Here is a 22,472-nt window from a genome sequence, read left to right on the forward strand (position 1 = left end):
ATCGCGCAATTAAGCTGCGACGACGCTCACGTAACGACGACCGAAGGCGCCTTTTACTTCAAACTTGATCACGCCTTCGATTTTCGCGAACAGAGTGTGATCTTTACCCATGCCAACGCCGTAGCCAGCGTGGAATTGAGTGCCGCGCTGACGCACGATGATGTTGCCGGCCTTGATGACCTGGCCGCCATACATCTTCACGCCAAGGCGTTTGGCTTCTGAGTCGCGACCGTTACGGGTACTACCACCAGCTTTTTTGTGTGCCATGAGTTCAATTCTCCTAGTGAGGAATTAGGCTGAAATTAAGCCTGAATACCGGTGATTTTGATCTCGGTGAACCACTGGCGGTGGCCCATACGCTTCATGTGGTGCTTACGGCGACGGAACTTGATGATGCGGACTTTATCGTGACGACCTTGGGAGATCACTTCAGCCTTGACGGTTGCGCCAGCAACAACAGGTGCGCCGATGTTCACGTCGTCGCCGTTGGCGACCAACAGAACGCGGTCAAAAGTCACGGATTCGCCAGTAGCGACTTCCAGTTTTTCGATCTTCAGGTATTCACCTTCAGCGACCTTGTATTGCTTACCGCCGGTAACGATTACTGCGTACATGGTATTTCTCCGATAATCCTGCTCACCCAGCTCTTTATAAGAAGAGGTATTGGCTGGCATGGCTGCATGGGGCTGGAACGGCCCAAGTGCAATTGCGTAAGGCAGGTGCTGCCCAGGAAGTTCAGGGTGCGCGATTGTACGCAAGGCTCAATGGCCTTGCAAGTGCCGTTCAGGCCACGTCGGACAACGCTGCCAGCCCTGGCGCCGGGGACCTAACCCCCTGAAACCAGGGTTTAATGGCAGCACGCGACTATACCCCAGTGTTTTACCCTGACAAATTACAGCCCGTCGGGGCTTTAGCCGTGCGGGACCGCGCCTTGACACCCGCGGACGTGGGTCCTAGCATGCCGCGCAACCCTTCTGGAGCACCTGTCGCTGATGCAACCCCAAGCTTTCTACCGCGCGGTGGCGGACGATTTTAGCGCCGTCGACGGCATCATCAAGAAACAGCTGACCTCCCGAGTTCCGCTGGTTTCCAAAATCGGCGATTACATCACCTCGGCCGGAGGCAAGCGCCTGCGTCCTTTATTGGTGCTGCTGTGCGGCAAGGCCCTGGGCCGTGAAGGCGACGACCTGCGCCTGCTGGCCGCTACCATCGAATTCCTGCACACCGCCACTCTGCTGCATGACGACGTGGTCGACATGTCCGGCATGCGCCGTGGCCGCTCAACCGCCAACGCCATGTGGGGCAACGCTCCCAGCGTACTGGTGGGCGACTTCCTGTACTCGCGCTCGTTCGAAATGATGGTCGAGCTCGGCTCGATGCCGGTCATGCGCATCCTGTCCCAGGCCACCCGGATCATCGCTGAAGGCGAAGTCCTGCAGCTCTCCAAGGTGCGTGACGCCAGCACCACCGAAGAAACCTACATGGAAGTCATCCGCGGCAAGACCGCGATGCTCTTCGAAGCCTCGACCCACAGCGCCGCCGCACTGGCCGGCGCCACCGAGGAACAGGCCGAGGCCCTGCGCACCTTTGGCGACCATCTGGGCGTGGCCTTCCAACTGGTGGACGACCTGCTGGACTACCGCGGCGATGCCGAGACCCTGGGCAAGAACGTCGGTGACGATCTGGCAGAAGGCAAGCCGACGCTGCCGCTGATCTACACCATGCGCGAAGGCACACCGGAGCAGGCAGCCCTGGTTCGCCAGGCGATCCAGAAAGGCGGCATCGAAGATCTGGAAAGCATCCGTGCCGCCGTCGAGGCCTCGGGCTCCCTGGACTACACCGCACAACTGGCCCGCGATTACGTTGCGCGCGCCATCACTTGCCTGGAAGCCCTGCCACCGAGCGAGTACCGCGATGCCCTGGTGGAACTGAGCGAATTCGCCGTCGCCCGCACCCACTAAACAGCCCGGCTCCTGCTCATCACAGGAGCCGGCTCGTTGCCCTGCCCCCCCTTCATCCCCTCTCGCCCACAAAACCCTATACAATGTGCGCTTTTTAGCCATCCTGACTTTGAGGAGCTTAAGTGAGCACTTTGCCACCCTGCCCAAAATGCAATTCCGAATACACCTACGAGGACGGCACCCAGCTGATCTGCCCTGAGTGCGCCCACGAGTGGTCCGCCAGCGGTGAAGCCGAAGCCGTATCCGATGAAGCCGTGAAGAAAGATTCGGTGGGCAACGTGCTGCAAGACGGCGACACCATTACCGTGATCAAGGACCTCAAGGTCAAGGGCACCTCGCTGGTGGTCAAGGTCGGCACCAAGGTCAAGAACATCCGCCTGTGCGATGGCGACCATGACATCGACTGCAAGATCGACGGTATCGGCCCGATGAAACTCAAGTCCGATTTCGTCCGCAAGGTCTGAATCCACCCCCTCTCGCGCCCGCCGCGAGAGGGTCCCCCCCCTACGCCCCTCCCCGCTCGGTCAACCCGCAACCTTGCTAGCAGAAAGCCAGTCGATTTGATCGAAAACAATTTCTGCACAGAAAAAAGCAGAAACCGCCAATAGGCACTTGCTATTCATTGAATAAGAATTATTCTCATTGAACCCCATTCAAGGAGATGACGACCATGACTTATTTGATTGATGCCTGGCTGGACCGCCCACACCCTTACCTGCGAATCCTGCATCGGGAAACCGGGGAAGTCTGTGCGGTACTGGAAGAGGAAGCCCTGAACGAGCTGCAGGACCAGGGAGATCTGGACCTGAACGGCCTGAGCTCCAGCGAACCGCTGGTACTCAAGGAATTGGTGCGCAACCTGTTTTTGTTCTGCTACGCCAGAGCCTTGCGGCCGACCGGCACCGATGGTCAAAGCCTGGGCGCAAAAATCCGTCTATGAAACCTAAGCCGATCAAGGGGCAAGCTTGCCGGCGATGAGCAGACCGCGAGTGCGCAGCCTTCATCGCCAGCAAGCTGGCTCCTACAGGGGTTACAGAACGTCCAGCAGCTCGACGTCGAACACCAGGACGCTGTGCGGCGGGATGCTGCCCACGCCTTGTGCGCCGTAAGCCAGTTCGCTCGGCACGTACAGACGCCATTTGCTACCGGCGTTCATCAGTTGCAGCGCTTCGGTCCAGCCAGCGATCACGCCGCCAACCGGGAATTCGGCAGGCTGGCCGCGCTCGTAGGAGCTGTCGAACACAGTGCCGTCGATCAGGGTGCCGTGGTAGTGAGTGCGAACGCTGTCTTCACGGGATGGCTTGGCGCCTTCGCCCTGGGTCAGCACTTCGAACTGCAGGCCGGAAGCCAGGGTGGTGATGCCTTCACGCTTGGCGTTTTCCGCCAGGAATGCCAGACCGGCACCGGCAGCCGCTTCGGCCTTGGCAGCGGCTTCAGCCTGCATGATTTCGCGGATGACTTTGAAGCTGGCAGACATTTCTTCCTGACCCACACGGCTCGGCTTACCGGCGAAAGCGTCGGTCAGACCGGCCAGGATTGCATCCAGGCTCACGCCCGGGGGCGGGTTGTCACGCAGTTGGTCGCCCAGCTGACGGCCGATGCCGTAGCTGACGCGGGTTTCGTCGGTGGACAGATTTACTTCGGACATGACACTGCTCCGCTGTGCGGACGGCTCGGGAAAGGCCGTGGAAACACAGCACCTTCCGGAGCGCCCGGAACCAAAAGGGCGAGCAGACTAGCACAGAAGTCCGGCGACAATCAGCGCAACCCCGGCGCTACCAGCCGGAGTGCAGGGTGATCGGCACCTTGAGGCTTTCCTCGGCGCTGGCAGACAACCCGCACATCTCGTCATGCACCGAGGTGTGGATCAGGTTGAACGGCAGCTTGGGAAACGACTGCAGCACTTCACGGGCATGCTCCACCGAACGCAGATGAAACATCTGCCCATGGGCATCGCTCAACGGGTATGCAGCCCCGTGCATGCGCGCCTCAAGCAGGTAGATTCCGCCTTCCAGCGAAATCAGGTTCAACTCATCGACTTTTCCGGCAATGGCGTAGGCATTCATTTCCTGCAGGTTCATGAGCGCACCTCGTGCAATTGAAAGCCATGACCCCTACAGGCATATGCCCCGCCCGGAAAAAGCACAAGCCACAAACAACGCCGCCCGTCCGTTTCGCAACGGCCGGGCGGCAGGTGTCCGGTGGGCAGGGGGCGGTCAGTGCTTGGTCAGCTTGTCCAGGTACCCCATGGCAAATGCCGAGATCACGAAGGTCATGTGGATCACCACGTACCACAGCAGGTACTCGGTGGGGGTGTTCTTGGCGTCCATGAACACCCGCAGCAGGTGGATCGAGGAGATCGCGACGATGGACGCCGCCACTTTCATCTTCAGCGACGAAGAATCCATCTTGCCCAGCCAGCTGAGCTTTTCCTTGTCCTCATCGATGTCCAGCTGCGACACGAAATTTTCGTAGCCGGAAATCATCACCATCACCAGCAGGCCACCCACCAGCGCCATGTCGATCAGCGACAGGAGCACCAGGATCAGGTCGGACTCGGCCATGGAGAACACATTGGGAATAACGTGGAAGACTTCCTGGAAAAACTTCAATGCCAGTGCCAGCAGGCCCAGGGACAATCCGAAGTAGATCGGCGCCAGCAGCCAGCGTGAGGCATACATTGCATTTTCGATAAAACGTTCCATTGAATCTCGTACCCGGTGTAAAAACGGCGGCGAGTATATCAGCGCGCCAAAAGCCCATAAACCACAGACGATCCCCTGACCCACGGGTTTTTCCGAACGTTTTTTCTGCTAGTGTCGAAGCCATTGCCACCGCCCACCGACACTGGACAGGAAGACTGGAAAATGGATTTGCGATTGCCTTTGGCCAGCTTCGGCCTTGGTCTGGCGCTGCTGATCAGCGGCGGCTGTTCACCCAGCGACGAAAAGAAGCAGGCCAGCCTCGAAGAGAGGACCGCACAGTTTGAAAAATCCCTGGACGCCATCCAGGACCCCAAGCTCAAGGACGCCATCGCCGACCTCGGCGGCTCACTGCTGCTGCTCGAGCGTGCGCAGATCAAGCTCGACAGCAAGCCGATCGAAACCGAATACGGTGACGACAGCCTGGCCCTGCTCAAGCACTACCCCACGGCCCAGGCGCTGGTGGACACCTACGTCAATGGCCTGTTCGTGCTGCGCAAGCCCTCCAGCTCGGACTACCTGACCGACCTGCAGCCGGTGTTCCCCTTCAGCTTCAACATGCCCGCGCAGTTCCCCTTTCCCCATGGCCTGGAGTGGCAGTCCGTCACCCTGAGCAACAAGAAGGTCATCCCCTTTCAGCCCGAATGGTCGGAAACCGACCCGGGGATTCAACTCAGCCCGTCCAGTTCCAACCTGACCAACCCGGATGACCTGACCGTGACCTATCCCTTCATCGAGGGCCTGGAAGTGGACAACAAGAACCAGCCGCAGCCGGTCTCGCTGCAGGGCAAGCTGGAAGTGATAGCTCCCGGCCGCACCCTGACCTTCGAACTGACCCGGGCCGACATCGGCAAGCCACGCCAGGACGGCAACATCAGCCTGACCTTGCTGGCGCTGGAAAAGAATGTCGCCGAGATCGAACTGAGCAATAACGCCGCCCTGCCTGAGGAAGCCGACGACGCCTCCCTCAACCCCTTGCTGGCGCAGGCTCGGGACAGCAGCGGGCAAATCCTCTCTCGGTCGGGCTCGATCAATGAGAGCGCCCAGCAGGTCGCCTTTTACCGCCAGCAACTGGCCGAGATGCAGAAGCAGAAGAGCTGGAGCGAGGTCTTCGAGAAGCAACTGGAGGATGAGCAGAAAGCCTTCGACCAGCAGCACACCCAGCATTACGCCAAGGTGTATTTCAACGGCCAGATCGACAAGCTGGAGGTCGCCGTACTCGACTTCGCTCAGGCCAGCGTGACCCGCAAGGACCTCGACCTGCCGGTACACCGCTTCGATCGGCTCACCACCGACAAGAACATCCAGCCACTGCCGATGCCGGTGGTGGTCTATGACGATCAGGCCGCCAGCTACCTCAAGGGCGCGGAGCTTGATGAGGATTCATTGAAAAAGTCCGTGACCATCAGCCAATCGGTGGAAGATGCCAGTGCAGCACGCATTGAGTTCAGCCATCCGCGGACCTTCAACGACGAACTGCTGGGCTCGGAGTTCAATGCCGGCGACACCCCGCTGACCTTCTTCACTCAGGACGACAAGGGCCAGCGTGGCGAACCGATCGAACTGCCGGACGAGGCCTTTGAAATCGACCCCATGCGTGGCGTCATCACCTACGACCTGAACCTGTTCCCGGAAACCCCGGCCTATGCCGTCGGCTCTATCCCGCTGTTTCTCGCCAACATCGAGAAAAAGACCATCAGTGCCCAGCAACTGCCCAAGGGCCTGGAGCTCAAGGGCAATGCCCTGATAGTCGACCAGAAGCTCTTTCCCGGGGATGCCTGGCGCTTCTATGCCAAGGACGACAGTGGCCAGTACCTGAAGGAGATCCTTGCCGTCAGCCACGGCGCCTCGAACAACGGGCCCGCGCTGTTCGACGTGCATTACTTCTACGGCCAGCCCAGCCAACTGGAAAGCTACGAGCGCAGCGAACTCAATGCCGTCGAATACGGCTTCGAGGTCAAACTCGACAAAGCCGAGCCGACACCACCCTAGCCATCAATGTTCGGGATGGAACTGGAAATCCCCGGCGTGACGCCCCCGCTCACCGTTGATCTGCCGCAGTTGGGCCTGCAGATGCAGGCACCATATCTGCGGATCGTCGGCCAGTTGGTAACCGTGGGTAGTCAGGCTTTCAACGATCGAATCGAGGATCGATTCGGCCACCACAGGTCCGCAGAACGGCCCCTGGGACTTGATCGCCGAGGGTTGTTCACCGGCCATTCCGGCGGCGAAGAGAAGGGTCCACATACCGTTGTCCCCCGCCAAAGGGCGAACAATGCATTCGATACGGGTAACCAGGCCAAGGCATTGGCGAGTAAGGCAAAGGTTGCGCGACATGGCGGCGACCCTCGGTAGATCCACTATTCAGCCTTCAACGCAAGGCTGTTTCGATCCAGCGACGACTGTCGTTCTCCTTGCCCTGAGAATAGAAGAAAAGCCTGATAAACAAAGTTGACCGATCCAACAGGCGCCGAATGGTCTATTTTGAAAAATTGGCGTCAGCGGCCTGGCGCCGATGGCGAGGGAACACCCCCCTCGCCATCGAACAGCATCACGCCGGCTTGGTATCGGCCAACGCCTCCTGGGCCTGTTCCTTCTCGGCCTCCTTCAGGTCGTCTTCGCTGATCATCTCGGCAATCACCCGCAGCCGCTCCACCACACGCGCATTGACGCTGCCCTCGGGGAACTGCCCTTCGGCATCCGGCTCGCCAGCAGGCTCGCCCACCAGGAGGCTCAGGGCCTCATCGGCCTGGCGCACCGCATACACATGGAACTGCCCGGCTCGCACCGCCTGCAAGACCTTCTCGTCGAGCATCAGTGTGGCGACGTTGGCCTGGGGAATGATCGCCCCCTGCTCCCCGGTCAGGCCACGGGCCTCGCACAGACGGAAGAAGCCCTCGATCTTCTCGTTGACCCCGCCGACCGCCTGCACCTCACCAAACTGGTTGATCGAGCCGGTAATGGCGAAGCACTGCTTGAGCGGGGTTTTGGAGAGCGCCGAAATCAGCGTGCAGGCCTCGCCCAGCGAAGCACTGTCACCGTCCACATAGCCATAGGACTGCTCCAGGGCGATGCTCGCGGAAATCGCCAGGGGGAACTCCTGGGCGTAACGGCTGCCCAGGTAACCCGTGAGGATCATCACCCCCTTGGAGTGGATCGGCTGGCCGAGATTGACCTCGCGCTCGATGTCGACGATACCGCTGCCGCCGGGGTAGACCGTGGCCGAGATCCGCGCCGGCACGCCAAAGGCCGAGTCCCCGACCTCCAGCACCGTCAGGCCGTTGCACTTGCCTACCGCGGCACCATCGGTGTCGATGAGGATGATGCCCGCCAGCATGTCGTCGAGAATCCGCGCCGACACCCGCCCGGTACGCGTGGCCTTGGCCTTCAGCGCGCGCTCGATATGCCCGGCGTCGGTCATTTCATCCGAAGCCAGGTGCCGGATGAAATCGGCTTCGCTGACCAGTTGGAACAGATCACCGATACGCGCCGACAAGCGTCCCTGATGCTCCGCCAGGCGCGCACTGTAGGTGGCCAGCCGCGCCACGGCGTCGGCGGTCAGTGGCGCCATGCCCTCTTCCGAGGTGCGGGTTTTCAGCAACTGGGCGAACTGCTCCAGGCTTTCGTCCACCATCGGAATGTCTTCGTCGAAATCCACCAGTACCCGGAACATCTCCTGGAAGTCCGGATCCAGGTCCTGCAGCGTGTAATACAACTGGCGGGCGCCAATGATGATGACCTTGACCTGCAGCGGAATCACCTGCGGCGTCAGGGTCACAGTGGCCAGGCGGCCCATCTCGCCCAGTGGCGACTCCATCTTCAGCTTGCGCGATTGCAGGGCACGCTTGAGCGCGTCCCAGACAAAGGGCTCGCTGAGCATCTTCTCGGCTTCCAGAATCAGGAAACCGCCATTGGCCCGGTGCAAGGCGCCAGGGCGCAACTGCCGGTAGGTGGTGTAGAGCGCCCCCTGGTCGGTGCTGTACTCGATACGCCCGAACAGGTTGTCGTAGGTCGGATGGGGCTCGAATACCACCGGGGCGCCACCGCTGGCCGGGTGACCGACCACCAGGCTCGGGCAGTACTGTTCTTCCAGCAGCTTGCGCGCCACGGCGTCGGTCTTGCTGTCGTCCACCAGTTGTTCGACCACGGTCTTCAACAGATAGACCTGCATGGCCTGCAGGTAACCGCAGACCGCGGCGTTTTCCGCGTACTTCTCGGACAGCGGCGCGAGCAAGGGCTGCAGGGCCAGGGTGATGGTTTCTTCATTGAGCTGGCGCAACTGGTTGCTCGACTCGCGCTTCCATTGCGGCAGGCTCGCCAGTTCTTCGTTGAGGCGCTCCTCCAGGGCGGAAATGTCCTCGTGGAAGCGTTCGCGATCGGCCTCGGGCAACTGGGCGAACTCAGCCTCGTCCAGGGCCTTGCCTTCGAACATCGGGGTAAAGGCGATGTTGCTGCTGTCGCGGTACAGCGCCACGTCCTTTTCCAGGGCCAGGCGCTCGATCACATCCAGGGCGCGGTCATAGCGCTGGTTGAAGGCGCGATCGATGGCGCTCTTCTTCTGCTGGTACGAAGGGTGCTCGAAGACCGCCGGAAAGGTGGCCAGCAGGTTATCGATCAGGCCGTTGATGTCGCTGATGAAACTGCCCGCGGCCCCCGCTGGCAGCTCCAGTGCCCGGGGTTCCCGGGGCTCGTCGAAGTTGTTGACGTAGACCCAGTCCGACGGGGTCTGCAGGCGCTTGCCTTCGGCCTTCAGATAGCGTTTGACGAAAGAGAAGCGGCCGGTGCCCGGCTCGCCCATGACAAAGACGTTGTAGCCGGGGCGCGGCATGGCCACGCCAAACTGCAAGGCTTCGACCGCACGTTCCTGGCCTAGCACACCGCGGAAGGGCTCCAGATCATTGGTGGTGGAGAAGCTGAACTGTTCAGCAGAGAAAGGACGGGTCAGCGCTTCAGGCGCAAGACGCAGGCTGGCAGCAACAGGATCAGGCATCGGGCTTCCTTACATCAGGCGGGGCAGATGGCGGCATTCTGGCGCCGGGTATGCCCGGCTGGCAAGGCGCGCCTCAGGGGAAAGCATAGACAAGCCGCAGGCCACGACCCGCACCAAGTAAAACCAGCTGTTTCAGGTATTGTTTTGTAAATAGTTACGGAACCTGAGGAACCTGCCTAAACTCCAAACTGCGCGGCTGGATAGATAACCGGCCCACTGGCGCCCGCACGGGCCAGTCTCCCTGTCCATTGGTATGCACACAAAGAGAACAACGCTATGAAACGGATTCTTCTCGGTACTCTTTTCACCGCTGTATCCCTCAACGCCATGGCCCAGGCGCCAGGCGGCCCGGATTGCGGCTGGGGCAACATGCTGTTCGAAGGCCAGCGCGGCACTCCGGCGCACTTCCTCGCATCCACCACCAACGGCACCTCAGGCAACGCCACTTTCGGCATGACCTCCGGTACCAACGGCTGCTCGACCAATGCCTCGCTGACCTATGGCGGCAAGTCCTGGTTCGCCATGAACGGCATGATGAACGAGCTCTCCGAAGACATGGCCAAGGGTCAAGGCGAAGCCCTGACCACCTACGCCGTGGTACTCGGTGTAGCCCCTGAGGATCGCGCGCACTTTGCCGCGGTTACCCACGAGCACTTCCAACAGATCTTCAGCAAGGCTGACGTGACCGCGGAAGATGTGCACACCAATACCCTGGCCGTGTTGAAAAACGACGCGCGCCTGGCCAAGTACGCAACCCCAGCTTAAGCTCGCCCCACCCGCTCCTCGCGAGGAGCGGGTTTTATTTTCCGGACCTTGCCCACCTTGGGTCTTTGTATTTCCGACTTAAGTTGCCCAACATGCTCAAACGCCTTGCCTACCTGGCGCTCTGTGTCTGCGCCCCGCTGCATGCCGCGCCTCACATCGACCCTCAACGTTTGCAGCAACTGGCCAATGACCCCTTCTGGATATCCATAGGTCACTACGAAACTGCCAAGCTCGGCGGCTGGCGCAGTTATGTCAGCGACCCGAAATTCTTCCTCGCTGCCGACGGTGCCCATCATCCCGACGCTGAGCTGGCCGCGACCCTGAACGCCCTCTATGCCCCCGCCGATGCGGGTGACCAGCATGCCCAGTGCGTCTACCCGTCCCGCACCCGCTGGCTCAAGGCGCAACTGGGCCTGAATGACTTGCCTGCGGTGGAGTGCGCCGAGTTCAAGCAATGGTTCAAGGATGTCTCGCCCCACAGCACGGTGATGATCTTTCCCGCGGCCTACCTGAACAGCCCCTCGTCGATGTTCGGCCACACCCTGCTGCGCATCGATCAGGCGGACGTACAGAGCAACAACACCGCGCTGCTCAGCTACGCAATCAACTTCGGGGCCTATATCGAGGGCTCGGACAACAGCATTCTCTACGCCTGGAAAGGCCTGATGGGCGGCTATCCGGGGCTGTTTGCTCTGGTGCCCTACCAGGAGAAGCTCTCGGAATACCGCAGCCTGGAAAACCGCGACCTGTGGGAGTACCGCCTGAACCTGACCCAGGCCGAAACCGAACGCATGGTGGAGCATGTCTGGGAACTCAAGCAGATCAAGTTCGACTACTTCTTCTTCGATGAAAACTGCTCCTACCGGCTGCTGGAACTGCTGCAAGTGGCGCGCCCCAGCCTGCGCCTGACCGAACAGTTCCCGCTGACGGCGATCCCTACCGATACGGTCAAGGCAGTCAAGGACGCCGGGCTGGTGGAACGCATCGACTATCGCCCGTCCCGGGAGCGGGAGCTGCTGAGCCGCGCCCAGCCCCTGGACCCGGAAGAACAGCAATGGGTGCTCAAGGTCAGCGCTGACCAGAAGCAATTGCAGGCGCCTGAGCTGAAGGCTCTGCCCCGGGATCGCCAGGCCTTGATCGTGGATGCCGCCTACCGTCTTGAACGCTACCGGGCCAACGGCCTGGAACGAGATGCGCAGCGCTCGCAACGCAGTTTCGAACTGCTGCGGGCAATCAACCAGAACCCGGCACCGGAGCTGCAGATCCAGCGCCCCGGCCTGCCGGAAGACGGCCACCAGTCGCGCACCTGGCAGCTGGGAGTCGGCACCCGGGACGACAAGGCCTTCGCCGAGTACGGCCTGCGCATGGCCTATCACGACCTCAACGACAACGCCGAAGGCTTCCCCCTGGGGGCGCAGATCGAGATCCTGCAGATGAAGCTGCGCCAGTACGAAGGCAACCACTGGCAGTTGCAACAGTTGGACCTGGCGACCATCCGTTCCCTGACCCCACGCAACGACCTGCTGCAACCCTGGTCCTGGCAGGTCACCGGCGGCCTGGAGCGAGTACCGGGCAAACACGACGACGAGACCCTGGTCAGCCACGTCAACGGCGGGGCCGGCGGCACCTGGCAGTTGGGCGAGGACACCCTGGGCTTTGTCCTGGGCACGGTGCGGGTCGAGCACAACGCCGACTTCGCCGGTTTCATCGCCCCGGCAGCGGGCTTCAACTCCGGGCTGCTGTGGAAAAACCCGCTGGGCAACTTCAGCCTTGAGGCCAAGGGCGACTACTTCACCAATGGCGAGGTACGCCGCAGCCTGAGCCTCAACCAGCAGTGGGAGCTGTCGCGCAACCTGGGCCTGCGCCTGAGCGCACAGCGGGAGTTCAGCCAACTGGCGACTCCGGTCAACGAGGTCATGCTCGAACTCAAGTGGTATCACTACTAAAGGCAGCCAGAGGCCGCTCTCAAGGGCCCTGGAAGGTGCTGCGAACCTTGTCGCAGCCTGCACCAGCGGCCACGGATAAATGGGTTGATCACCCGGCTTTCACGGCTTGCTGACAAACGCCCTTCTAGACTTCACGCAGAGGAAGCCTGGGAGACGAAAATGTGGCGGTACGGGTGGGCAGCGCTGTTGCTGGCGCTAGTCGGTGGCTGTGAATCAACCCATGAGCATCTGCTGGCGCAGGGCTATCCGCCGGCCTTTGCCGATGGCTTCGATGCCGGCTGCGTCAGCGGCCGCCAGGCGGCAGGCTCCATGAGCGGAGAGTTTCGCAAGGACGTACCGCGCTACCTCAAGGACGCGCAATACGCCGAAGGCTGGAACGATGGTTTCCGCCAATGCCAGGCCATGCTGGAGAACCAGGACCGCAACGAGTATCGAGAGCGGCACTGGGACGAGCGCGAGCGAGCCTGGCAGCAGGAAAAGGACCGCGATGCGGCCCGGGCCTATCGTTCGCCGTAGGTCGCTTTCAGGTAACCGCCCAGGTGAAAAGCCTGCAACCATGGTCCACCCGCCTCCCTTCAAGGAGAAAACCGTGAGCCGCGCTTTCGTCAATGAAGATCAAGCCGCCCAGGCCGAGCAGCCGGTGGAGCGCCAGATCAGCGCCCAGCCCAATTACGTCACGCCCCAGGGCCTTGCCGAATTGCAGGCCAGGGTTGCCCTGCTGCACAGCCAGCACAGCGAGCAAAACGACCTGGGGGATGACGCCGACAAGCAGCGAATGGCCGAACTTGAGCGCGACCTGCGCTATTTCACCCAGCGCCTGCACAGCGCCCAAGTGGTGACGCCGGCCAATTCAACCGACAAGGTGCAGATCGGCAGCCGGGTGACCTTCGCCGATGAACAGGATCGCCAGCAAAGCGTGCAATTGGTGGGGGAGGATCAAGCGGATGCGGCCAAGGGGCTGATCAACTGGGCCTCGCCCCTGGGTCGTGCCCTACTGGGAGCGCAACCGGGGGACGAAGTCCTGTGGCAAAGGCCGGCGGGCAATCAGTTGATCGAGATCATCCGCATCGAACCGGCCTGAGACGGTTCAGACCACGCCCTGGGCCAGCATGGCATCGGCGACCTTGACGAAGCCGGCGATGTTCGCACCCTTCACGTAGTTGATCCGGCCATTCTCTTCGCCATAGTGCACGCAAGCGTGGTGGATCGACTGCATGATGTTGTGCAGCTTGCTGTCCACTTCACCGGCGGTCCACAGCAGGCGCATGGCGTTCTGCGACATTTCCAGGCCACTCACCGCCACGCCACCGGCGTTGGACGCCTTGCCCGGGGCGAAGAGGATGCCCGCGTCGATAAAGATATCCACAGCCTCCAGAGTGGTCGGCATGTTGGCACCTTCGGCGACACAGGTACAGCCGTTGCGCAGCAGGGTACGGGCCGCCTCGGCGTCCAGTTCATTCTGCGTGGCGCAAGGCAAGGCGATATCGCACGGCAGGTCCCACGGAGTCTTGCCGGCACGGAACTCCAGGCCGAACCGGCTCGCCAGCTCGCTGATACGCCCACGCTGCACGTTCTTGAGTTCCAGTACCGCCAGCCACTGCTCTTCGCTCAGGCCCGACTCGCAATACAGGGTGCCTTCGGAATCGGACAGGGAGATCACCTTGCCACCCAGGTCCATGACCTTGCGCGCCGCATACTGGGCCACGTTGCCGGAGCCGGAGATCGCCACGCGCTTGCCTTCGACCCGATCACCGCGGCGCTTGAGCATTTCCTCGGCGAAGTACACGCAGCCAAAGCCCGTGGCCTCGGGGCGGATCAGGCTGCCGCCGTAGCTGATGCCCTTGCCGGTCAGCACCGACGTGAACTGGTTGCTCAGGCGCTTGTACTGACCAAAGAGGAAACCGATTTCCCGGGCACCCACGCCGATGTCACCGGCCGGGACGTCAACGTCGGCACCGATATGCCGGTACAGCTCGCTCATGAAGGCCTGGCAGAAGCGCATCACCTCGGCGTCGCTCTTGCCCTTGGGGTTGAAGTCCGAACCGCCCTTGCCGCCGCCCATGGGCAGGGAGGTCAGGGAGTTCTTGAAGGTCTGCTCGAAGGCGAGGAATTTCAGCACGCCCATGTTGACCGAGGGATGGAAGCGCAGGCCGCCCTTGTACGGGCCGATGGCGCTGTTCATCTGGATGCGGAAGCCGCGGTTGACCCGGACCTTGCCCTGATCGTCGACCCACGACACGCGAAACACCACCGCGCGTTCCGGCTCGCAGATCCGCTCGAGAATACCGGAGCTCAGGTAGTGCGGATTGGCTTCGAGAAACGGCCAGAGGCTGCGCAGGACCTCTTCCACCGCCTGATGGAATTCAGGCTGGTCCGGGTCGCGTTTTTTCAGGCGGGCGAGGAAGTCTTCGACGGATTCGATCATGGGAAGTCTCGGCAAATTTATTGTCGTTAAGAAGAGATTTGCCCGGGACTTTATCAATTCAATCCGCACCGCGACAGCGCAAAATGTCGCAGATATGAATTTAAATGGTGCAATAAATATAAATAGCCCGGTTCTACAGGTGTTTTACGCACCGAATTGGTGACAAAAATTGACTGCTTTGCACTCACTTTGAACGTTGAGCCACGCCCCCGAATGAACCGCCCAGGTTTCTGCCAGGCATAAAAAAACGGAGCCCGAAGGCTCCGTTTTTTCAAGCAGCTGCCCGATCAGGCCAGCTTCTTGTGCCGTACCCGGTGCGGTTGCGCTGCGGCTTCGCCCAGGCGCTTCTTGCGGTCGGCTTCGTACTCGGTGTAGTTGCCTTCGAAGAACACCGCTTGGGAGTCGTCTTCATACGCCAGGATGTGAGTCGCCACCCGGTCCAGGAACCACCGATCGTGGGAGATCACAATCGCGGCGCCCGGGAAGTCCAGCAGGGCTTCTTCCAGGGAACGCAGGGTTTCGACGTCGAGGTCGTTGGACGGTTCGTCGAGCAGCAGGACGTTGCCGCCCTCCTTCAGGGTCAGGGCAAGGTGCAGACGGCCGCGCTCACCACCGGACAGGTCCTTGACGAACTTCTGCTGGTCGCCGCCCTTGAAGTTGAAACGGCCGACGTAGGTACGAGACGGGATCTCGTAGTTGCCGATGCGGATCTGGTCGGAGCCGTCGGAGATCTGCTGGAACACGGTCTTGCTGCCGTCCAGGTCCTCACGGCTCTGGTCCACGCAGGCAAGCTGCACGGTTTCACCGATCTCGATGCTGCCCGAATCCGGGGTTTCCTTGCCCATGAGCATGCGGAACAGGGTCGATTTACCGGCACCGTTACCGCCGATCACGCCGACAATGGCGCCCTTGGGCATGGAGAACGACAGGTTGTCGATCAGCACACGATCGCCGTAGCCCTTGGTGACGTTCTTGAATTCGATGACCTTGTCACCCAGGCGCGGGCCGGCCGGGATGTAGATCTCGTTGGTTTCGCTGCGCTTCTGGAATTCCTGGGACTGCATTTCCTCGAAGCGTTGCAGACGAGCCTTGGATTTCGACTGGCGGGCCTTGGCGCCTTTGCGCACCCACTCCAGCTCTTCCTTCATGGCCTTTTCATGGGCCGACTGCTGCTTGGATTCCTGGGCCAGACGGTCGGACTTGGCTTCCAGCCAACCGGAGTAGTTGCCCTCGTAAGGAATGCCGGCGCCGCGGTCGAGTTCCAGAATCCAGCCGGCAACGTTGTCCAGGAAGTAACGGTCGTGCGTGATCGCGACCACGGTGCCCGGGAAGTCGTGGAGGAAGTGCTCCAGCCAGGCGACGGAGTCGGCGTCCAGGTGGTTGGTGGGTTCGTCGAGCAGCAGCATGTCAGGGGCCGACAGCAGCAGGCGGCACAGGGCCACACGACGCTTCTCGCCACCGGACAGGTGCTCGACCTTGGCGTCCCAGGCCGGCAGGCGCAGGGCGTCGGCGGCCACTTCCAGCTGGCGCTCCAGGTTGTGGCCGTCGCTGGCCTGCAGGATGGCTTCCAGCTTGGCCTGCTCGGCGGCCAGCTTGTCGAAGTCGGCATCCGGCTCGGCATAGGCGGCGTAGACCTCGTCCAGGCGCGCCTGGGCGTCCTTGATCACGCTGACCGCTTCCTCGACCACTTCACGCACGGTCTTGGCCGGGTCCAGCTGGGGTTCCTGGGGCAGGTAACCGATGTTCAGGTCCGGCATCGGGCGGGCTTCGCCCTCGAACTCGGTGTCGACGCCGGCCATGATCTTCAGCAGCGTGGACTTGCCCGAACCGTTGAGGCCCAGCACGCCGATCTTGGCGCCAGGGAAAAAGGACAGGGAGATGTTTTTCAGGATTTCCCGCTTCGGCGGAACAACCTTGCCCAGCCGATGCATGGTGAAGACGTATTGAGCCATGGTGAACCTAGCGTCAGTGACAGATGAATAGAACGGGCCGGGCCCGGGCCAGGCCATGCGCTGCGCCGGCATTGACCATGATCAATACCGACGGGCGGAAAAAGCCTGATTGTCTGGAGCTGGAACGCTCCCGCGTAACCGGCAAAACTACCTCAATGCACGATCCAGGTCCAGCCAGGCGGGACTGGCACTTTGCCACAACTCAAGGCATGCTAGCCGCCCTTCGGGCGTCCGGCTTATAGTGCACGTCGCGCCAGCCCAGCCAAACCGCAGGATCACAGCTTGTTCAACGTCACTTCGCCAAAGCCCGCGCGCGCCGCTGCCCCCGGGCCGGCCTATCCTATGCGTGGCACACTCAAAGGCGCACTGGCGACGCTGGTGCTGTTGCTGCTGGCCCTGTTATTCTGGCAGTTGCTCGATCAACTGCAACAGACCCGCCAGGACCAGCGTCAGCATGCCATCGACTACAGCGCCGACCTGGCCGACCACCTGAGCCTGAACCTGGCGCTCAACGCCCAGATCGCCCTCAATCTGCTGCCCATCATCGAGGCACCGCAAGACAGCCAGCAGCAACAGCAACTGCTTCAGAAACTCCAGCGCTCGCTGCCGGACGTACGCAGCTTTGCCCTGCTGGACAGCAAGGGGCAGATCCTCAGCGACAGCGCCACCGATAGCCAGGACGCCCTGTGGCTCGCCGAGCTGGTCCAGCGCAGCCGTGCCCAACGCTACTACTACAGCAACCCCGCCGATGGCTCGGTGGTGCATGTCCTGCTGCACCAGTCCAGCGGCGGGAGCCGCGGCTACTGGGTCCTGCGCCTGGCTCCAAGCTTTCTGCAGACCCTGGTACGGCAAAGCGAAGAAGGCTTCAAGCCCACCTGGGTGATCGAGAACCGCCTCAGCCACCAGGTGATCAAGCGCGATGAGCGCAGCACTTCGACCCCAGGCATGCTGGATCCCGACGAAATGGCCAGCAGCGTACTGCTGGTGCCCCTGAGCAACAGCGACTGGCAACTGCGCGGCCTGTTCGACCAGCGGGCCGTGCTCGAGGCGCTGCTGCCGGCCTTCATTGGCAAGTGCCTGCTGGGCCTGGCCTTCTCCCTGCTGCCGGTGATCGCCCTGCTGAACATGCGCCGGCGCCAGCGCCAACTGCACGAAGGCCGGCGGCGCTATCAGGATATTTTCGAAGGCACCGGCGTGGCCTTGTGCGTCATGGATATCTCCGGGCTTCCAGGGTTGCTCGACAAGCACAACCTGCACAACAGCGACCAACTCAAGCGCTGGCAGGCCAGCGATCCTGGCCACCGCCTGCAACTGCTCAGTGAATTGCGCATCACCGAGGTCAACCAGGTTGCCCTGCGCCTGCTCAACGTCGAATCCAGCGAGCAGGCCTGGCAACTGCTGATCGAAGGCAGCCCGAAGAACGGCAACGCCATCGGCAGCCAGTTGCTCGAAGCCGTGATCAACCAGCAGAAACAGCTGGAACTGGAGATCAAGCTCAGCGACGCCCAGGGCAACGACCAGCATCTGTGGCTGGTCCTGCGCCTGCCCGAGGCCATCGCGGACTACAGCGCGGTGATCCTCAGCATCAGCGACATCACCAGCCGCAAGCTGATCGAACTTTCACTGCTGGAGCGCGAAGGTTTCTGGTCGGACGTGGTGCGCACCGTGCCCGATCACCTGTACGTGCAGGACGTGATCAGCCAACGGATGATCTTCAGCAACCACCACCTGGGCCAGACCCTGGGCTACAACAAGACCGAGCTGCACCAGATGGGCGAATACTTCTGGGAAATCCTCCTGCACCCGGAAGACGCCGACCTCTATCACCGCCTGCGCCAGGAGCAGCGGCATTCGGCCTACGCCCAACTCCTGCAATGCCAGTTGCGCTTCCGCCACCGCAGCGGCCAGTGGCGGCGCTTCGAGATCCGCGAGCAGGCCCTGGCCCGGGACCGCTACGACCAGGTGACACGGATCATCGGCGTGGCCAAGGACATCACCGACCAGATCGAGGCCAGCGAGTCCCTGCGTGACAGCGAGCAGCGCTACCGCATGCTCGCCGAAAGCATCAGCGATGTGATCTTCTCCACCGACAGCAAGCTTTCGCTGAACTACGTCAGCCCTTCGGTGCACGCGGTGCTCGGCTACGACGTGGAGTGGATCTTCCAGAACGGCTGGCAGTCGACCATCGCCAACCCGCAGCAGCTGAGCGGCATCTACACCCTCATGGACCGGGTCAGCAAGGCCCTGGACAAACCCGAGCAACTGGCGCAATTGCGCAGCCAAGTGCAGACCCAGCTGTTCCTGTTCGACTGCCTGCGGGCCGATGGCCGCAAGATCCCCATCGAGCTGCGCCTGGTACTGGTGTGGGACGAGCATGGCGCCTTCGAGGGTGTGCTCGGGGTCGGCCGCGACATCAGCCAGCAGCGCCGAGCGGAAAAGGACCTGCGCATGGCGGCCACGGTATTCGAGCACTCGACCTCGGCGATCCTGATCACCGACCCCGCCGGCTATATCGTCCAGGCCAACGAGGCGTTCAGCCGGGTCAGCGGCTACGCGGTGTCCCAGGTGCTCGACCAGTTGCCGAACATGCTCACCGTGGACGACCAGCAGGAAGCCCACCTGCGCTATGTACTCAAGCAACTGAACCAGCACAGCACCTGGGAAGGCGAAGTCTGGCTCAAGCGCCGCAATGGCGAGCACTACCCGGCGTGGGTCGGGATCACCGCAGTGCTCGACGATGAAGGCGACCTGGCCAGCTACGTGTGCTTCTTCAGCGACATCAGCGAACGCAAGGCCAGTGAACAGCGCATCCACCGCCTGGCCTACTACGACGCCCTGACCCACCTGCCCAACCGCACTCTGTTCCAGGACCGCCTGCACACCGCCCTGCAATCGGCAGAACGACAGAAGTCCTGGGTGGTGCTGATGTTCCTCGACCTGGACCGCTTCAAGCCGATCAACGACTCCCTGGGCCATGCCGCCGGCGATCGCATGCTCAAGGAAATGGCCACGCGCCTACTGGGCTGCGTCGATGACGACGACACCGTGGCACGCATGGGCGGCGACGAATTCACCCTGCTCCTGCAGCCGCGCTCCAGCCGCGAGATGGCCCTGAACCGGGCGATCCATGTGGCCGAGCAGATTCTCGCCAGCCTGGTCAAACCCTTCGTCCTCGAAGGCCGCGAGTTCTTTGTTACCGCCAGTATCGGCATCGCTCTGAGCCCCCAGGATGGCAACGAGCTGAGCCAGTTGATGAAGAACGCCGACACCGCGATGTACCACGCCAAGGAACGCGGCAAGAACAATTTCCAGTTCTACCAGGCAGACATGAACGCCAGCGCCCTGGAGCGCCTGGAACTGGAAAGCGACCTGCGCCACGCCCTGGAGCAGGAGGAATTCGTGCTTTATTACCAACCGCAGTTCAGCGGTGACGGCAAGCGCCTGACCGGCGCCGAGGCGCTGCTGCGCTGGCGCCACCCGCGTCGCGGCCTGGTACCGCCGGGTGACTTCATTCCGGTGCTCGAAGAACTGGGGCTGGTGGTGGATGTGGGCGACTGGGTGATCAGCGAAGCCTGCCGCCAGCTCAAGTCCTGGCACCAGGCCAAGGTGCGGGTGCCGAAGGTTTCGGTGAACATCTCCGCCCGGCAGTTCTCCGACGGCCAGCTGGGCATGCGCATCGCCACCATCCTCAAGGACACCGGCCTGCCACCGGCGTGCCTGGAGCTGGAACTGACCGAAAGTATCCTGATGCGCGAAGTCAGCGAGGCGATGCAGATTCTCGATGGCTTGAAGAACCTCGGCCTGAGCATCGCGGTGGACGACTTCGGCACCGGCTACTCATCGCTGAACTACCTCAAGCAGTTCCCCATCGACGTGCTGAAGATCGACCGCACCTTCGTCGACGGCCTGCCGTCCGGCGAGCAGGATGCGCAGATCGCCCGCGCCATCATCGCCATGGCCCACAGCCTGAACCTGGCGGTGATCGCCGAAGGCGTGGAAACCCACGAACAGCTGGAGTTCCTGCGCGAACATGGCTGCGACGAGGTCCAGGGCTACCTGTTCGGCCGGCCGATGCCGGCCAACCGCTTCGAGGCGCAGTTCAGCAACGACGCCCTGTTCATGTTCGACTAACATCCCCTGCTTGCGTAATTGCCGGCCTGCCGGCGAAGGCGGTCTCAGGGGCCTCTTCGCTGGCAAGCCAGCTCCTATACAAGCCCGTACCCAAGTGAAGGCCACTTGTCTGCGACATGATGTCCTTTCATATGCCATCTAAAACCCATTGGGTTAGAATGCCTCCCTTTTCTGCCCCCGATCCTTGAGGACCGCCATGTTCAGCCGTGATTTGACTATTGCCAAGTACGACGCCGATCTCTTTGCCGCCATGGAGCAAGAAGCTCAGCGCCAGGAAGAGCACATTGAGCTGATCGCTTCGGAAAACTACACCAGCCCAGCGGTGATGGAAGCTCAAGGCTCGGTACTGACCAACAAGTACGCCGAAGGTTACCCGGGCAAGCGTTACTACGGCGGCTGCGAATACGTCGACGTGGTTGAACAGCTGGCCATCGACCGCGCCAAGGAGCTGTTCGGCGCCGACTACGCCAACGTCCAGCCACACGCCGGCTCCCAGGCCAACGCCGCGGTCTACCTGGCCCTGCTGCAAGGTGGCGACACCATCCTGGGCATGAGCCTGGCCCACGGCGGTCACCTGACCCACGGTGCTGCCGTTTCCTCCTCCGGCAAGCTGTACAACGCTGTTCAGTACGGCATCGACGCCAACGGTCTGATCGACTACGACGAAGTCGAGCGCCTGGCCGTCGAGCACAAGCCGAAAATGATCGTGGCCGGTTTCTCCGCCTACTCGCAGATCCTCGACTTCCCGCGTTTCCGCGAAATCGCTGACAAAGTGGGCGCCTACCTGTTCGTCGACATGGCCCACGTGGCCGGTCTGGTCGCCGCTGGCGTCTACCCGAACCCAGTACCATTCGCCGACGTGGTCACCACCACCACCCACAAGACCCTGCGCGGTCCACGTGGCGGCCTGATCCTGGCTCGCGCCAACGCCGACATCGAGAAGAAGCTGAACTCCGCCGTATTCCCTGGCGCCCAGGGCGGCCCACTGGAGCACGTGATCGCCGCCAAGGCCATCTGCTTCAAGGAAGCACTGCAGCCTGAGTTCAAGGCTTACCAGGAACAAGTGGTGAAGAATGCCCAGGCCATGGCCGAAGTGTTCATCGAGCGCGGTTTCGACGTGGTGTCCGGTGGTACCAAGAACCACCTGTTCCTGCTGTCGCTGATCAAGCAGGACATCTCCGGCAAGGACGCTGACGCCGCTCTGGGCAAAGCCTTCATCACCGTGAACAAGAACTCCGTGCCAAACGATCCACGCTCCCCGTTCGTCACCTCCGGCCTGCGCTTCGGTACTCCGGCCGTGACCACTCGTGGCTTCAAGGAAGCCGAGTGCAAGGAACTGGCCGGCTGGATCTGCGACATCCTGGCGGACCTGAACAACGAAGCGGTGATCGACGCCGTGCGTGAGAAGGTCAAGGCCATCTGCAAGAAGCTGCCGGTATACGGCGCTTAATCAGCCCGCAGACCGCAGCAGAAAAAGCCCGGCCCAGTGCCGGGCTTTTTTGTGCCCGCAGGGCCGCGCAGACAGGCGGTGAAAGGAGCCTGCGAGGTCTTGCGAACGCAGGATACCCGGGCGGCTGGTCCGGCCGATCGCAGCCTGCGA

19 protein-coding genes are annotated in these 22,472 nt (G+C 61.8%); 10 read left to right on the forward strand and 9 right to left on the reverse strand.

The window, feature by feature from the left end:
* Window positions 1–9: 9 nt before the first annotated feature.
* Both rpmA and rplU read right to left on the reverse strand, forming a co-directional pair.
* Window positions 10–267: a 50S ribosomal protein L27 gene (gene rpmA, locus AC1RCO_RS24000; RefSeq protein WP_003228360.1), complete on the reverse strand. Its 258-nt coding sequence runs from the start codon at window positions 265–267 to the stop codon at window positions 10–12.
* A gap of 35 nt (window positions 268–302) precedes the next feature.
* On the reverse strand, window positions 303–614 hold the full coding sequence (rplU, locus tag AC1RCO_RS24005) for a 50S ribosomal protein L21 (RefSeq protein ID WP_003228361.1): 312 nt from the start codon (window positions 612–614) through the stop codon (window positions 303–305).
* A 378-nt stretch (window positions 615–992) separates the two neighbouring features.
* Between rplU and AC1RCO_RS24010 the strand changes: the two genes are divergently transcribed.
* The 3 genes from AC1RCO_RS24010 to AC1RCO_RS24020 all read left to right on the forward strand — a co-directional run bounded on the left by AC1RCO_RS24010 (window position 993) and on the right by AC1RCO_RS24020 (window position 2,901).
* Window positions 993–1,961, forward strand: a complete 969-nt coding sequence (locus tag AC1RCO_RS24010; RefSeq protein WP_011063556.1) for a polyprenyl synthetase family protein — start codon at window positions 993–995, stop codon at window positions 1,959–1,961.
* Window positions 1,962–2,083: 122 nt separating this feature from the next.
* Window positions 2,084–2,425 carry a zinc ribbon domain-containing protein YjdM gene (locus AC1RCO_RS24015; protein ID WP_492618112.1) on the forward strand — a complete coding sequence of 114 codons (342 nt, stop codon included), beginning with the start codon at window positions 2,084–2,086 and terminating at the stop codon, window positions 2,423–2,425.
* A gap of 206 nt (window positions 2,426–2,631) precedes the next feature.
* Window positions 2,632–2,901 (forward strand): PA4570 family protein, encoded by a 270-nt coding sequence (locus AC1RCO_RS24020; protein WP_011063558.1) that lies wholly within the window; start codon window positions 2,632–2,634, stop codon window positions 2,899–2,901.
* A gap of 90 nt (window positions 2,902–2,991) precedes the next feature.
* On the opposite strand, the gene bamJ is transcribed toward AC1RCO_RS24020, so the two are convergent.
* From bamJ to AC1RCO_RS24035, 3 genes are all read right to left on the reverse strand, one after another.
* Window positions 2,992–3,609: a BamJ family beta-barrel-assembly machinery protein gene (gene bamJ / locus AC1RCO_RS24025; protein WP_007924751.1), complete on the reverse strand. Its 618-nt coding sequence runs from the start codon at window positions 3,607–3,609 to the stop codon at window positions 2,992–2,994.
* A gap of 127 nt (window positions 3,610–3,736) precedes the next feature.
* The gene (locus AC1RCO_RS24030; protein ID WP_011063559.1) at window positions 3,737–4,042 is read right to left on the reverse strand and encodes a DUF6482 family protein; all 306 of its coding nucleotides are present in this window, start codon (window positions 4,040–4,042) and stop codon (window positions 3,737–3,739) included.
* A gap of 135 nt (window positions 4,043–4,177) precedes the next feature.
* On the reverse strand, window positions 4,178–4,666 hold the full coding sequence (locus AC1RCO_RS24035) for a TIGR00645 family protein (RefSeq protein WP_015637095.1): 489 nt from the start codon (window positions 4,664–4,666) through the stop codon (window positions 4,178–4,180).
* 162 nt (window positions 4,667–4,828) lie between these two features.
* On the opposite strand from AC1RCO_RS24035, the gene AC1RCO_RS24040 reads away from it, so the two are divergent.
* Window positions 4,829–6,655, forward strand: a complete 1,827-nt coding sequence (locus tag AC1RCO_RS24040) for a hypothetical protein (RefSeq protein ID WP_019093993.1) — start codon at window positions 4,829–4,831, stop codon at window positions 6,653–6,655.
* Window positions 6,656–6,658: 3 nt separating this feature from the next.
* On the opposite strand, the gene AC1RCO_RS24045 is transcribed toward AC1RCO_RS24040, so the two are convergent.
* Window positions 6,659–7,000 carry a PA4575 family protein gene (locus AC1RCO_RS24045; protein WP_015637097.1) on the reverse strand — a complete coding sequence of 114 codons (342 nt, stop codon included), beginning with the start codon at window positions 6,998–7,000 and terminating at the stop codon, window positions 6,659–6,661.
* Between the two features lie 214 nt (window positions 7,001–7,214).
* A complete protein-coding gene (locus AC1RCO_RS24050) occupies window positions 7,215–9,653 on the reverse strand; it encodes a Lon protease family protein (RefSeq protein WP_015637098.1) in 2,439 nt (812 codons plus the stop codon).
* A gap of 276 nt (window positions 9,654–9,929) precedes the next feature.
* Between AC1RCO_RS24050 and AC1RCO_RS24055 the strand changes: the two genes are divergently transcribed.
* The 4 genes from AC1RCO_RS24055 (at window position 9,930) to AC1RCO_RS24070 (ending at window position 13,445) form a co-directional block, all read left to right on the forward strand.
* Window positions 9,930–10,418: a DUF3015 domain-containing protein gene (locus AC1RCO_RS24055; RefSeq protein WP_011063564.1), complete on the forward strand. Its 489-nt coding sequence runs from the start codon at window positions 9,930–9,932 to the stop codon at window positions 10,416–10,418.
* Window positions 10,419–10,510: 92 nt separating this feature from the next.
* On the forward strand, window positions 10,511–12,364 hold the full coding sequence (locus AC1RCO_RS24060; protein WP_492618113.1) for an Lnb N-terminal periplasmic domain-containing protein: 1,854 nt from the start codon (window positions 10,511–10,513) through the stop codon (window positions 12,362–12,364).
* 159 nt (window positions 12,365–12,523) lie between these two features.
* Window positions 12,524–12,880 carry a hypothetical protein gene (locus AC1RCO_RS24065; protein ID WP_011063566.1) on the forward strand — a complete coding sequence of 119 codons (357 nt, stop codon included), beginning with the start codon at window positions 12,524–12,526 and terminating at the stop codon, window positions 12,878–12,880.
* Between the two features lie 73 nt (window positions 12,881–12,953).
* Window positions 12,954–13,445: a GreA/GreB family elongation factor gene (locus tag AC1RCO_RS24070; protein ID WP_019093992.1), complete on the forward strand. Its 492-nt coding sequence runs from the start codon at window positions 12,954–12,956 to the stop codon at window positions 13,443–13,445.
* A gap of 6 nt (window positions 13,446–13,451) precedes the next feature.
* Here the strand turns inward: AC1RCO_RS24070 and gdhA are convergent, their stop codons facing one another.
* Both gdhA and ettA read right to left on the reverse strand, forming a co-directional pair.
* Window positions 13,452–14,789, reverse strand: coding sequence for an NADP-specific glutamate dehydrogenase (gdhA, locus tag AC1RCO_RS24075; RefSeq protein ID WP_019093991.1), 1,338 nt, complete (start codon window positions 14,787–14,789; stop codon window positions 13,452–13,454).
* 287 nt (window positions 14,790–15,076) lie between these two features.
* Window positions 15,077–16,741, reverse strand: a complete 1,665-nt coding sequence (gene ettA, locus AC1RCO_RS24080; RefSeq protein WP_011063569.1) for an energy-dependent translational throttle protein EttA — start codon at window positions 16,739–16,741, stop codon at window positions 15,077–15,079.
* 282 nt (window positions 16,742–17,023) lie between these two features.
* Here ettA and AC1RCO_RS24085 point away from each other — a divergent pair, with 282 nt between their 5' ends.
* Together AC1RCO_RS24085 and glyA are read left to right on the forward strand one after the other, a co-directional pair.
* Window positions 17,024–20,872, forward strand: coding sequence for a bifunctional diguanylate cyclase/phosphodiesterase (locus tag AC1RCO_RS24085; protein WP_011063570.1), 3,849 nt, complete (start codon window positions 17,024–17,026; stop codon window positions 20,870–20,872).
* 196 nt (window positions 20,873–21,068) lie between these two features.
* Entirely contained in the window at window positions 21,069–22,322 is a 1,254-nt protein-coding gene (gene glyA / locus AC1RCO_RS24090; RefSeq protein WP_019096025.1) for a serine hydroxymethyltransferase, read from the forward strand.
* Window positions 22,323–22,472: the final 150 nt, after the last annotated feature.

The organism is Pseudomonas sp. GW823-FHT03E05 (assembly GCF_058796855.1).